The 13134-nt window shown below is 65.3% G+C and carries 10 protein-coding genes; 6 read left to right on the top strand and 4 right to left on the bottom strand.

The features are described from left to right. On the top strand, nt 1-927 hold a 927-nt coding region (locus VJ811_RS11080), incomplete at its 5' end, for an ABC transporter ATP-binding protein (protein ID WP_324072326.1). Nucleotides 928-1169: 242 nt separating this feature from the next. Here VJ811_RS11080 and VJ811_RS11075 read toward each other — a convergent pair. The 4 genes from VJ811_RS11075 to VJ811_RS11060 form a co-directional block, all read right to left on the bottom strand. Further along, nucleotides 1170-2108 carry a DUF808 domain-containing protein gene (locus VJ811_RS11075; RefSeq protein WP_324072325.1) on the bottom strand — a complete coding sequence of 313 codons (939 nt, stop codon included), beginning with the start codon at nt 2106-2108 and terminating at the stop codon, nt 1170-1172. A 20-nt stretch (nt 2109-2128) separates the two neighbouring features. Next, on the bottom strand, nt 2129-3502 hold the full coding sequence (locus VJ811_RS11070; RefSeq protein ID WP_324072324.1) for an aspartate aminotransferase family protein: 1374 nt from the start codon (nt 3500-3502) through the stop codon (nt 2129-2131). Between the two features lie 183 nt (nt 3503-3685). Beyond that, nucleotides 3686-4426 carry a gamma-glutamyl-gamma-aminobutyrate hydrolase family protein gene (locus tag VJ811_RS11065; protein WP_324072323.1) on the bottom strand — a complete coding sequence of 247 codons (741 nt, stop codon included), beginning with the start codon at nt 4424-4426 and terminating at the stop codon, nt 3686-3688. 77 nt (nt 4427-4503) lie between these two features. After that, nucleotides 4504-5475 (bottom strand): glucokinase, encoded by a 972-nt coding sequence (locus tag VJ811_RS11060; RefSeq protein WP_324072322.1) that lies wholly within the window; start codon nt 5473-5475, stop codon nt 4504-4506. A 152-nt stretch (nt 5476-5627) separates the two neighbouring features. On the opposite strand from VJ811_RS11060, the gene VJ811_RS11055 reads away from it, so the two are divergent. The 5 genes from VJ811_RS11055 to VJ811_RS11035 all read left to right on the top strand — a co-directional run. Then, nucleotides 5628-6479 carry a class I SAM-dependent methyltransferase gene (locus tag VJ811_RS11055; protein ID WP_324072321.1) on the top strand — a complete coding sequence of 284 codons (852 nt, stop codon included), beginning with the start codon at nt 5628-5630 and terminating at the stop codon, nt 6477-6479. A gap of 126 nt (nt 6480-6605) precedes the next feature. After that, on the top strand, nt 6606-9821 hold the full coding sequence (locus VJ811_RS11050) for an autotransporter domain-containing protein (protein WP_324072320.1): 3216 nt from the start codon (nt 6606-6608) through the stop codon (nt 9819-9821). A gap of 236 nt (nt 9822-10057) precedes the next feature. After that, nucleotides 10058-10579, top strand: coding sequence for a sigma-70 family RNA polymerase sigma factor (locus tag VJ811_RS11045; protein ID WP_324072319.1), 522 nt, complete (start codon nt 10058-10060; stop codon nt 10577-10579). Then, nucleotides 10569-11501: a FecR family protein gene (locus VJ811_RS11040; protein ID WP_324072318.1), complete on the top strand. Its 933-nt coding sequence runs from the start codon at nt 10569-10571 to the stop codon at nt 11499-11501. Before VJ811_RS11045 ends, VJ811_RS11040 begins: the two co-directional genes overlap by 11 nt. Before the next feature lie 2 nt (nt 11502-11503). Further along, on the top strand, nt 11504-13134 hold a 1631-nt coding region (locus VJ811_RS11035; RefSeq protein ID WP_324072317.1), incomplete at its 3' end, for a TonB-dependent receptor plug domain-containing protein.

Here is a 13134-nt window from a genome sequence, read left to right as displayed (position 1 = left end):
GGGCAGGACATGGGGGGCATCGCGCCGAACAAGCGCCCGGTCAACATGGTGTTCCAGAGCTACGCCGTCTTCCCGCACATGAGCGTCGCCGACAATGTCGCCTACGGCCTCAAGATCGCGGGCGTGAAGGGCGGCGAAGTCAAGGATCGCGTCGCTGAGGCGCTCGAACTGGTGAAACTCGGCGGCTTCGAGACGCGCATGCCCGATCAGATGTCCGGCGGACAGCGCCAGCGCGTTGCGCTCGCGCGCAGTCTCGTCATGCGGCCCAAGGTGCTGCTGCTCGACGAACCGCTGTCGGCGCTCGACGCCAAACTCCGAGCGCAGATGCAGTTCGAGCTGTCGGAGCTTCAGGAAAAGGTCGGCATCACCTTCGTCACTGTGACCCACGACCAGGACGAGGCGCTGTCGATGGCGTGCCGGATCGGCGTGATCAACAAGGGCGAGGTCGCGCAGCTCGCGACCCCGTCCGACCTCTACGAATATCCCGCCAACCGCTTCGTCGCCGACTTCGTCGGCTCGGTGAACATCTTCGAGGGCAAACTGACCCTCGACGATCCTGACAAGGCGGCTGTCGATTGTCCGGGGCTGGGCAAGGTGTATCTCAACCATGGCGTCACCGGCCCGCACGGTGCCGATGTGTGGATCGCGCTGCGCCCCGAGAAAATCTACCTCCACGTCCCTGGCGAGGGCAAAGCCGTCAAAGCCGCGGCGCAGGACGCGCCCGACGGCTATAATTTCGCGCGCGGCAAGATCAAGGGGATGAGCTATCTCGGCGACATCACCCTGTTCGAGATCGAGCTGGAATCGGGCGCGTGCCTGCGCGTATCGCGCCCGAACCTGTCGCGCCACGATCAGGAGGATTTCACCTGGGGCGACAAGGTCAGCATGCACTGGCGCGCGGATAGCCCGGTGGTTCTGCTCGGCTGACAATCGCGCAGCAAAAAGCGCTTTCCTACATTACCGCGGCGTGAGAGCCTTCGGCTTGGCTCTTTCTCCTCGTCCAATCCAGTCCCCGTCGCCCGTTGGCTTAAAGCCACAAAGGACACATTTTCGATGCGCGCATGCGGGGCTTTTGTGGCTTTAAGCCCTTTTTCGTCACCCCGGACTTGATCCGGGGGCCATGGCTTCGGCGCCGCGACGGATCCCGGATCAAGTCCGGGATGACGAGATTAATGTGCCGCTTTCTTTCCCGGCAGCAAATGCAGCACACCAACAATCACACCGCCAAGCAGCAGCCCGAATACGCCCGCACCGCCCGCATTGATCAGCCATTCCCATACGCCCGCACCCGGCAGATTCCCCGCCACGGCATGCGCGAAATCGTGGAGCCCGTGCCCGATATTGCCGATATGATATTCGTCGAGCCCGTGAAGGAATATCTGCCCGCCGACCCACAGCATCGCCGCGGTGCCGATCAGCGCGAGCGCCGCCAGCAGCTTCGGCATGAAGGCGACAAGCCCGCGCCCGATCGCCCGGCGCGCGCTATTGCCCTCTTTCGCCATATGCAGTCCGATGTCGTCCATCTTCACGATCAGCCCGACAACACCATAGACCGCGATGGTAATCGCGACCGCGACCACCGCGAGCGTCGCGGCGCGCATCGCGAAATGTTCGTCGAGCACCTCGTTGAGCGCGATCACCATGATTTCGGCCGAGAGGATGAAGTCGGTACGCACCGCGCCCTTCACCATCGTCTCTTCATGATCCTGATCCGCGACGATCGCCGCGTCCTCGGCCAGGCTCGTCTTGTCCTCCTGCAACGAATGCAGCACTTTCTCGGCACCTTCGAAGCAGAGATAGGCACCGCCGAGCATCAACAGCGGCGTGATCGCCCAGGGTACGAAAGTCGACAGCAGCAACAGTGCCGGCAGGATCAGCACCAGCTTGTTAAAGATCGACCCCTTGGTGATCCGCCAGATGATCGGCAACTCGCGGTCGGGCGTGAAGCCGGTGACGTAGCGCGGAGTCACCGCGGTATCGTCGACCACCACCCCCGCGGCCTTGACCCCGGCCTTCGACGCCGCGGCGCCGATATCGTCGATGCTCGCCGCGGCGACCTTGGCGATCGTCGCAATATCGTCGAGCAGGGCAAAAAGGCCGGAGGGCATAAGGTCTTGGTCTTTCCTGTTTAGAGCGCGCGGAGCTTCGGCAGCACCTCATCGAGCGATTTGCGGATGATGGCAACCATCTCGTCAATCTGTTCGGTGGAGATGATCAGCGGCGGGCACATGACCAGGCTGTCGCGGATGCCGCGGACCATCAGCCCGTTGGCGATGCACGCATCGCGCGCCATCGGCCCCGCCGTCCCCTCGGCCCCGCCAAAGCGCGCGCGCGTTACCTTGTCGGCGACGATTTCGACCGCGCCGAGCAGGCCGATCGAGCGCGCTTCGCCTACCAGCGGATGGTCGTTCAGCGTCGCGAGCGCCTTGGCGAGATGCGGGCCGGTGACGCTGCCGGTGCGCTCGACCAGCCCCTCGCGCTCGATGATCTCGATATTCCTGAGCGCGACCGCCGCCGCGACGGGGTGCCCCGAATAGGTGAAGCCATGGACGAAATCGCCGCCGGTCTTCAGCACCTCGACAACATGCGCCGCGACCGCGGTGGCCGAGATCGGCAGGTATCCCGACGACAGCCCCTTCGCCATCGGCATCAAATCGGGGGTGAAACCCATCGTCTCATGTCCCCACATCTTGCCGGTGCGCCCGAACCCGCAGATGACTTCGTCAGCGACGACGAGCAGGCCATATTTGCGCGCCACGGCCTCGACCTTCGGCCAATAGCCCTTCGGCGGAATGATCACGCCGCCCGCGCCCTGCACCGGCTCGCCAATGAAAGCGGCGCAATTTTCGGGACCGACCTCGAGGATCTTGTCCTCGATCGCCTTTACGCAGGCATCGCAGAACTCTTCCTCACTCATCCCCTGCCCTTCGCCATAGGCATAGGGCTGCCGGACATGCTCGACGCCGGGGATCGGCAGGTCGCCCTGCACATGCATCGCCTTCATGCCCCCAAGCGAGACGCCCGCGACAGTCGAACCATGATAAGCGTTCCAACGGCTGATGAAGACGGTCCGCTTCGGTTCGCCTTTCAGCTTCCAATAATGGCGCACCATGCGGAAGACGGTATCGTTCGCCTCGCTGCCCGAGGCGTTGAAGAAGATATGCGGCAGGCGATTGCCGGTCAGGCTCGCGATCTTCGCCGCAAGCGTCACCGTCGGCGGCGTCGCGGTCTTGAAGAAGGTATTATAGAAGGGCAGCTCACGCATCTGCGCCGCCGCCGCCTCGACCAGCTCCTCGCGGCCGTAACCGACGTTGACGCACCAGAGGCCCGCCATCCCATCGAGGATGCGGTGGCCGTCGCCGTCGTGGATATAGCACCCCTCGGCATGAGTGATGATGCGGCTGCCGCCGAGTTGTTCGATTTCGGCCCAGTCGGCCTGTGCTGGAAGATGGTGCGCGACGTCGAGGCGGCGCAGTTCGGCGATGTCGTGATTGCGGGGCATGTCAAAACTCCTGATCTCTATAAACCGTTCGCATCGAGCGAAGTCGAGATGCCTCTCGATCCAGCGCTGCGACGATGGGTGTCTCGACTTCGCTCGACACGAGCGGAAACGAGAGTTCCGGTTTGGCTCAAGGAGAGAAGCAGAGCCGCGCGAGGTAGCGGTCGTAGCGGGTTACGCGGCGGTTCACAGCGTGCCCCGCAGCGCCCGACCAAGCAGGCGAAAATAGGTTTGGCTTTCCGAATTGCCGTCGACCGCCCATTCGGGATGCCATTGCACAGCAAGGAGCGGCGCACCATTTGGCCGCGCGCTGAATGCCTCGACCAGCCCATCGGGCGCGCGCGCCTCGATGGATAGGCCATCGGCGAGCCGTCCGATGCCCTGATAATGGACCGAATTCACGTCGAGCGATTCCGCCCGATAGGCCGACGCCAGCATTCCGCCTTCAACCAGATCAACATGATGCCGATGATCGAACATCGCATCGAACAAGGTGCCGTCGGGCGTATGATGCCGCAGCAGCTCGCCGTTCGTCGCGGTATCGCGGCGCAGCGTCCCGCCGAGCGCGACATTGATGTCCTGAAACCCGCGGCAGATACCGAACAAGGGCCGCTGCGCAGCGATCACCGCATCGACAAGGTCGCGCATCATGCGGTCGCGGTCGGGATCGAACGGCCCCTCGCCCGCCTCATCCTCGCCATAACGGGCAGGCTCGACGTTCGACGGCGAGCCGGTGAGCAAAACGCCGTCGAGCCGCCCGACGATTTCGTCGGCGCGCATATAATCGGGAAGCGACGGAATGAGCAGCGCGGCACAATCGGCATGCCGCATCGCCGCCTTCGCATAGCGGTTCATCACCGCCTGCGCATATTCGGCGCCGACCTGCCGGTTGCAGGCGATGATGCCGAGGACGGGGCGGGCGGACACGGGCGATGGAATCCTTCAGAAATTGAAGTTCCATTGCTGCCGATTTTCGTGGCCCGATGCCAGCGGAATTTGCGGATTCAGGGGTATTGGCGCGCGAATGCCGCCGCGGCACCAAACAGCCCCGGCTGCGGATGGGTGATGAGCTTGACCGGAAGCGCGGACATAAAGCCTTCGAAACGCCCCTTTTCGATAAAGCGTTCAGGGAAACCCGAACGGACAAGGCTGTCGCGAATACGCAAGCCCAGCCCGCCCGCAACGACAACCCCGCCGGCGCCCTGTGCCAGCGCGAGGTCGCCCGCGACGCTGCCCAGCGACAGGCAGAAGCGATCGACCGCCGCCGCCGCGAGGCTGTCCCCGCCGGCCAGGGCATTGGTCCAGATCGCCTTGTCGTCGAGCGGCGTCACCGCGCGCCCTTCGAGCGCGGCGAGCGTTTCATAGATATCGACGATGCCCGGACCCGAAACGATGCGCTCGATCGATACGCGGCGGTGGCGTTTGCGCAGCCGCGCCAGGATTGCATCTTCGATGCTGTCGAGCGGAGCGAAATCGATATGCCCGCCCTCGGTCGCCTGGACACGATAGTCGGCACCATCGCGCCATATATGTGCGACGCCGAGGCCGGTCCCCGGACCGATGACACTGATCGTCCCGGTCTCGGGCAATGGCTCGTCGGGGCCGGTCAACCGCTCGAAATAGCTCGCGTCGGCCTGCGCGACGGCGTGCCCCACGGCCTCGAAATCATTGACCAGAACATAGCGGTCGACGTTCAGCTTCTCGTTGATCAACGCCGGACGAATGATCCATGGATTGTTGGTAAAGCGGATGATCTCGCCGCGTGTCGGCCCCGCGATGGCGATCGCGACCGCCCGCGGCAAAGCTTCGCCTCGCTGGCGTTCGAAATCCTGCCACGCCGTCTGAAAACTCGCATGATCCTTGGTATGCAGCGTCGTCGCCTCGCCGAGCGACAGCACGCGCCCGCCCTCGATCTCGGCAATCGCAAACCGGGCATGCGTGCCGCCGATGTCCACCGTGACGATTTGTTCGCTCATGACTCTCCCTTGCCGGTCCCACGCGGCCGACCCTGCCTGTGGGAATGTCGCATGGCCGGGGGCGATGCAACAGGGCATAGCTATTCGCCGGCCCTTGCGCTTCTCCGGAGACCAGTCTAGTTGCGAATAATTCGCAATAAAGGAGCAAACGCATGTCCAATGTCGAGACCGCCTCCACGCATGACTGGAACGGCGACAGCGGCGATCGTTGGGCTGCGAATCTGGCGCGGCTGGATGTGATGCTCGAGGATTTCGGCAAGGCCGCGATCGCGGCGGCCGATGCGCGGCCCGGCGAACAGATTCTCGATATCGGTTGCGGATCGGGCACATCGACCTTTCCGCTTGCCGAACAGGTCGGACCCGGCGGCCACGTCCTCGGCGTCGACATATCGGAGCAGCTTGTCGAGATCGCCCGCGCCGCCGCACCCGGCAGTGCGCCGGTCGAATTCCGATGCGCCGATGCCGCAACGGCACTCCTGCCCGCAGGAAAGTTCGACCTTCTCTTCTCGCGCTTCGGCGTGATGTTCTTCGACGAGCCCGTTGCGGCCTTCACGCATATGCGCCGGGCACTGAAACCCGGCGGGCGGCTGGCGTTCGTATGCTGGCGCGGCGCGCAGGAGAATGACTGGGTGCGGCTGCCGATGGCGGCGATCCGCGACATCGTGCAGCCGGCGCCCGCCGATCCGAATGCACCCGGGCCTTTCGCCTTTGGCGACCGGCAGAAGGTCGCGGATATTCTTTCGGCAGCGGGTTTTACCGCGATCGACATCGCGCCCTTCGACACGAGTATTTCCTATGGCCGCGGCGCAACGCGCGAAGAGGCGATCGACGATGCCCTGGACATGGCGTTCCAGGTGGGTCCGCTGTCGCGCGCGCTTGCCGACCAATCCGACGATATTCGCGCGAAATCGGCGGCAGCTGTTCGCGCGGCGTTCGCGAAACGCCCCGGGGAGACGTCGGTGCAGATCGACGGCGCCGCGTGGATTGTGACCGCACGGAATTAGCCGCGCTCGGCACGCGTCCGCGCACAGCCCGATCGAGGCGATTTTTTTCCAAGGCTGCGCCGACACCGCTCCGTCTTGTGATTGTCGCCGGGAAGACATCCCGGCCCCGATCTCAAGAGGAACCCGATGCGCAAAACCTTGCTGGCCTCCACCTGCCTGGCCACCCTCCTTTCGACCGCCGCCCATGCCGAAACGACGATCAGCACCGCCACCACGGCGCCGGTGCGGACGTCGACGATCAAATCGGGCGCCGCCGACGACATCAAGATCGTCGCAGCGGGCTCGATCAAGCCGACGGTCACCGGGCCGGCCGTCACCATCGACAGCAATCACAAGGTCGTCAACGAAGGCACGATCGAGTTCAGCAACGTCGACAGCGCCACGGGCATCCTCGCGAATGCCGGCACGACGGGCGGCATCACCAACAGCGCGACCGGCAAGATCACCATCGGCGAAACCTATGCGCCGACCGACATCGACAATGACGGCGATATCGACGGCGCATTCGCTATCGGCAGCAACCGCGTCGGCATCGCGACCGCCGGCGCCTTCACCGGTAATATCGTCAACTCGGGGGCGATCGCGATCGAGGGCAATGATTCGGCGGGCATTCGCCTCGGCGGGCCGCTGACCGGCAATTTCACCAACGACGGCACCATCAGCGTCATCGGCGACCGCGCGCTCGGCGTCGGGCTGCAGGATGTGACGGGCAACGTCCGCCTGGCCGGCACGATCAGCGCGCAGGGCGTCGATGCGATCGGCGCACGGATCGCCGGAAACATCACCGGCGCATTGGTCGTTCAGAGCGGCCTCACCGCCACCGGCTATCGCTTCACGACGCCGCCTGCCGATCCGTCGAAGCTCGACGCCGATGACCTGCTGATCGGCGGCAGCGCGCTGTCGATCGAAGTCGATGTCTCCGGCGGCATCGTCCTCGCCGTCGCGCCCAAGGACACGAAGCCCGACGACAAGGACGAGGACAAGGACGGCATCGACGACGACAAGGAAGGAAACGCCGTCGTGCGCTCCTTCGGTTCGGCGGCTGCGATCCGCATCGGCTCGACCGACCGCGCCGTCACGATCGGCCCGGTGGGCGGAACAGGCACCGGCCTCGGCCTCATCATCGATGGCGCGGTGCTCGGTAACGGACTCTACGCCGGCAAGGACGGCAACGGCATGCAGATCGGCGGCCTCGGCGGTGCGGTCACCATCGCGGGCGGCATCGGCATCGGTACGACCGGCAGCGTGACGGCGTTGTCGAAAGACACGGCGGCAACCGCAATCCGCATCGGCAGCGGTGCGACGACTCCCGAACTCCGCAACGCCGGCAAGATCGAAGCGACGACCGGCGGCAATGCCGCAGGTGCGGTTGCAACCGCGGTTCTGGTCGAGGCCGGCGGCAATGTCCCGCTGATCCGCAACAGCGGTTCGATCACCGCCAAGACCGGCGGTGACAATGGCATTGCGCGCGGCATCGTCGATCTGTCGGGCACGGTCGGCACCGTCGAAAACAGCGGCACGATCAGCGCCACCGGCGCTCTCGCTTCGTCTGATCGCAACATCGCGATCGACCTGTCGGCGAACGCAACCGGCGCGACGGTCAAGCAGACCGCGGTCGCGGCAGGTATCGCCGCCCCCAGCATCGTCGGCGACGTTCGTTTCGGCGGCGGCAACGACATATTCGACATCGCTGACGGGTCGGTGAAGGGCAACAGCTTCTTCGGTGCCGGCAACAACAAGCTCGCGCTGTCGGGTGACGCCACCTATGCCGGTAACGCCAGCTTCGGCGGCGGCAGCGATACGATGACGCTGGCCGGCTCGTCGACGTTCACGGGTCTCGCCGACTTCGGCGGCGGCGCCGATACGCTGACGATCGGCGGCACGTCGATGTTCTCGGGCACGCTCGCCAATTCGCAGGGGCTGGCGGTTTCGGTCGCGGGCGGCACGTTCGACGTCGGCGGCGCCGCGACGATCTCCTCGCTCGCGATCACCGACAAGGGCACCCTCGGTGTCCTGCTCGATACCGGCACCACGGGCACCAATCTTCAGGTTACGGGTAACGCCAGCTTCGGCGCTGAATCAAAGCTCGCGCTCAAGCTGTCGAGCATCGAAAAGGCCGAGGGCCAGCATGTCGTGCTGACCGCCGGAACGCTCACCGGTGCGAGCAACCTGACCGCGTCGCAGACTTTGCTGCCCTTCCTCTACAAGGGCACGCTGACGTCGAATGCGACCCAGCTGATCGTCGACGTGTCGCGCAAGACCACGACCGAACTCGGGCTTAACCGTTCCGAAGCGGGCGCGTTCGATGCGGTGCTCGACGCGGTGGTCGCCGACCAGAAGATCGAGGACGTCTTCCTCGGCATCACCGACGGCGCCCAGTTCCGGGGCCAGCTCGGCCAGATGCTCCCCGAGCATGAAGGCGGCGTCTTCGAAACCGTCACGTCGGGCTCGCGTGCGCTGTCGCGCTACCTTCAGGATCCCAACGCACCGTTCCAGGACGAAGGCAAATGGGGTTATTGGGTCAATCAGGCCGTCTGGGGCACGTCGAAGAGCGTCGGCGACACCGCCAGCTACGACGTCAGCGGCTGGGGCATTTCGGGCGGTGCCGAAATCAAGAGCAACATCGGCAACTTCGGCGGCTCGATCGCTTTTCTCAGCGGCAAGGACGGCAATGGCAGCAACGCCAACGAAGTCAGCACCAGCCAGTTCGAAGGCGCGCTGCACTGGCGTCTGCGCTCCGACGGCTTCCTGGCGAGCGCGCGCGTTTCGGGCGCGCCGATCAGCCTGAAGGGCACGCGCATCTTCCGCGCCGAAGCCGGCGCCGAGGACATCGAAAAGACGATGAAGGGCAAATGGGACGGCACCTTGTGGTCGGCGTCGGGTTCGGTGGCGTACGACACGCGCGTCGGCGGCCTCAGCTTCCGCCCGATGGTCGCGGTCGATTACTTCAAGTTGAAGGAAGACGGCTATCAGGAAACCGGCGGCGGCGACGCGCTCGACCTCACGGTGCTGAGCCGTGACAGCGACGAGCTTGCCGTATCGGGCACCGTTGCCGTCGGTCTCGATTTCGGCGGTGCCGACGAATATGACGGCTGGACGCGCTTCGAACTCGAAGGCGGCCGCCGCCAGATCGTCAGCGGCACCCTCGGCACGACGACGGCGTCGTTCAAGAACGGCACGCCTTTCACGCTTGTTCCTGATGATCGCACGAGCGGCTGGGTCGGCCGTTTCCGTGGCATCGCCGGCAATTCGGCCTTCCAGGTCGCCGGCGAAGTGTCCGCGGAAGAACAGCAAAGCCATGTCGGCTGGGCTTTCCGTGCGAGCTTGCGGGTCGGCCTCTAGCCCCCCGGCCGGCCCCGCCCGCAAGGGGGAAGCGTTACCCCTACCCACGCTTCCCCCTTGCCTAGGCAGAAATGATTGAACGAACCGATATGCTTGCACTCGCCACCGCCCCTCTCTTTCCGCCGCGGTTGCGCGGCTGGGCAATGGCGCTATATGACGGCGTCATCAGGGGGACGTATGGCGCAGGGCGAAGCGGCGCTTACCGACAGAAGATGGCGTTCCAAAGCAAGCAATCCATGAACGAGTCGCGTGATCGAACCGACGCCGCCCAGGGCATCGAAGGCGTATTGCTCGCCAACCGGGACCGTATCGTCCGCTTTCTGGAAGTGCGCGGTGCCGGCAACAACGCCGAGGATCTGTTCCAGGATTTATGGATGCGGTTGACCGACCGGAAGCCCGGCCCCATCGCCGACCCGCTTCCCTATATCATGCGCGCCGCGAACAATCTGATGCTCGACCGCTACCGGTCGGCGCGCCAGAGCGACCTGCGCGACAAGGCGTGGGGCGAAGCTTCCGCAACACAAAGCCCCTCGACCGAGACGGCGCTGATCTCTCGCGAGCAGCTGGCACTGGTCGAGACGGCAATCACCGCGACCGGCGAGCGGCCGGCACGCATCTTCCGCCGGTTCCGCGTCGACGGCCAGAACCAACGCGAAATAGCCAGTGAAATGGGGGTCAGCCTGAGCACCGTCGAAGCCGATCTGCGCAAGGTCTATGCGGCGCTCGCCGCGATCCGGAGGCAGTTCGATGCAGGCTGATACGACGAACGCCGAGGCACGCGCGATCGACTGGCTGATCCGCCAGCGCGATCCCGCTTTCGACGACTGGGCCGGCTTTGCCGACTGGCTGGCCGAGAATCCGGAGCATAATGCCATCTACGATGCGGTCGCCAGCCTCGACCGCGATCTCGAAGCCCTGCCTGCGGCGCCCAAGCCTTCGGTCGCGATCGTAGCCGACACGCCACGCCGTCCGTCGCGGCGCGCCTGGTTCGGCGGGGCGATGGCTGCGGCGATGGTCGGCGCAGTCAGCCTGTCGGGCCTCGGCCTGTTCGGCAACGACAACCGGATCGAAACGGCGGCGGGCGAACATCGCACCATCGCGCTGGCCGATGGCTCGAAGATCGAGGTCAACGGTGCCTCGGTGATCGAGATCGACAAGGATCGCCCGCGCTTTGCCCGGCTGGAATCGGGCGAAGCGATGTTTCATGTCGTCCACCGCGACGACGACCCGTTCGTGGTCGAGACGGGCGGCGCAAGGATCGTCGACCTCGGCACCGCCTTCAACGTTGTGCGGCGCGACCGCCAGACATCGGTCGCCGTGTCTGAAGGCATCGTCCTCTACAACCCCGACCGCGACAAGGTCCGCCTCGTCGCCGGCAAGGGCATCGAGGCTCGCGACGGCGACCGCCAGCCCCCGGTGGTGCAGGATGTCGATGTCGCCAGCGTCGGCGGCTGGCGAAGCGGCCTGCTTGTCTACAATGGCACCCCGCTCGCCGTCGTGGTCGAGGATCTGAAGCGCACCGCGGGGATGCAGGTCAGCATCGCGCCCGAAGCAAGCGGCCTGTCGTTCCGCGGCGCGCTGATCATCGACAAGAACCGGAACCGTACCATCGCCGACCTCGCGGCCTTGTCGGGAACCACGGCCCAGCGGCAGGGCGACGGCTGGATATTGACCCGCTGACCATGCATCCGCGCCTTGCCCTAGCCGCAGCGATAACGCTGTGCCTGCCCGCGCAGGCGCAGGCGGCGGAGGAACGCGCGTTCAACGTGCCCAAGGGAAGCCTGTCGACCGTCCTCCCGGTGGTAAGTCGGCAGGCCGGGGTCAGCATCAGCGTCGTCGATGCCAAACTCTGGCAGGCGCGCGTCAAACCGGTGCGGGGCCGGATGAGCGTCGAAAAGGCGATCCAGCGACTGCTCAACGGATCCGACGCGCGCGCCGTGCGGGTCAGCGCGACGAGCTGGCGCATCGAACGCCGTCCTGCCCCCGTCCGCGTCGCACGGCCGGCGCCGGCACCGCGACACGCGCCGCAGCCAAGGGCACGCGAGCCTTCGCAAGATGCGGTCGCGGCGGCGCAGGACGAAATCATCGTCACCGCGTCGAAGACCGACCTGCCCCTTTCGCACTTCGCCGGCGTCGCCACCAAATTGGATGGCGGCGACTTGGCGTTTGGCGGCGAGCGCGGGATGGATTCGATCCTGTCGCGCACCGCGACCGTCTCCTCGACCCATCTCGGTTCGGGGCGCAACAAGCTGTTCATTCGCGGCATCGCCGATTCCAGCTTCACCGGCCCGACGCAATCGACCGTCGGCCAATATCTCGGCGATATCCGGCTCAGCTATAATGCGCCCGACCCGGATCTCCGCCTCTACGATATCGACAATGTCGAAATCCTCGAAGGACCGCAGGGGACGCTTTATGGCGCCGGGTCGCTCGGCGGCATTATCCGTGTCATCCCGAAAGCCCCCGACCCGCGTGAGATGACGGTTCAAGCGATCGCGGGCGTGTCGGTCACCCAGCACGGCGACCCCGGCGGCGACATCGCCGCGATCACCAATCTGCCCGTCGGCGACGACGGCCACGCGTTGCGGCTCGTCGGCTATATGCTCACCGACGGCGGCTATATCGACAATCCGCTGCGCGGGCAGAATGACGTCAACCGCGTCCATGTGCGCGGCGGGCGCGGCACCTTCCGCTTCGAGGCCGGCGACGACTGGACGATCGATCTGGGCGGCGTCTATCAGGCGATCACCTCCGACGACGCGCAATATGCCGACAAGGACGGTGCGCCGCTCACCCGCAATTCGATGGTCGAGCAGAATGCGTCCGCGCGCTATGGCATGGGCACAATCGTCGTGATGAAGGATTGGGGCGATCTGCATTTCCAGTCGTCCAACGCCTATATCGATCACCGTCTGTTCGAACGCTTCGACGCCAGCTTGCCCGAAGCACGGCAAGGGACCGATATGTCCAGCGGCGGTGTCCCCGCGCCGCCATCGGTGGGGACGGTCGATGTCGAGCGCCTGTTCGCGCCGATCCAGGTCATTCCGCTAAACGATGTGCCGCGCGTGCTCGACCAGCATAATGCGACGCGCATGTTCGTCAGCGAAAACCGCCTGTCGCGCCCGTATCAGGGCGGCCTCGGCTGGGTTGTCGGCGCCAGCTTTATCGACAATCGCGCGCGGCAGGACCGCGAATATGGCTATGGGCCGCTTCGCGCGATCCTGCCCGGCGTGACCAACAAGATCACCGAACTCACCGGCTATGCCGAAGCGACCGTCGAAGTGATGCCCAACCTGATCGCATCGGGCGGCGT

The sequence above is a fragment of the Sphingopyxis sp. genome (genome assembly GCF_035250425.1).
In the GTDB taxonomy this organism is placed as follows: Bacteria; Pseudomonadota; Alphaproteobacteria; order Sphingomonadales; family Sphingomonadaceae; genus Sphingopyxis.
The sequence above is the reverse complement of the archived record's forward strand: the minus strand, read 5'-3'. Positions and strand labels throughout refer to the sequence as shown.

Bases quoted from the DNA above. Each gene is read 5' to 3' on its own strand.
- VJ811_RS11075 (WP_324072325.1), bottom strand. From the start codon at position 2,108: ATGCCCTCCGGCCTTTTTGCCCTGCTCGACGATATTGCGACGATCGCC.
- VJ811_RS11070 (WP_324072324.1), bottom strand. From the start codon at position 3,502: ATGCCCCGCAATCACGACATCGCCGAACTGCGCCGCCTCGACGTCGCG.
- VJ811_RS11055 (WP_324072321.1), top strand. From the start codon at position 5,628: ATGTCCAATGTCGAGACCGCCTCCACGCATGACTGGAACGGCGACAGC.
- VJ811_RS11050 (WP_324072320.1), top strand. From the start codon at position 6,606: ATGCGCAAAACCTTGCTGGCCTCCACCTGCCTGGCCACCCTCCTTTCG.
- VJ811_RS11045 (WP_324072319.1), top strand. From the start codon at position 10,058: ATGAACGAGTCGCGTGATCGAACCGACGCCGCCCAGGGCATCGAAGGC.
- VJ811_RS11040 (WP_324072318.1), top strand. From the start codon at position 10,569: ATGCAGGCTGATACGACGAACGCCGAGGCACGCGCGATCGACTGGCTG.
- VJ811_RS11060 (WP_324072322.1), bottom strand. From the start codon at position 5,475: ATGAGCGAACAAATCGTCACGGTGGACATCGGCGGCACGCATGCCCGG.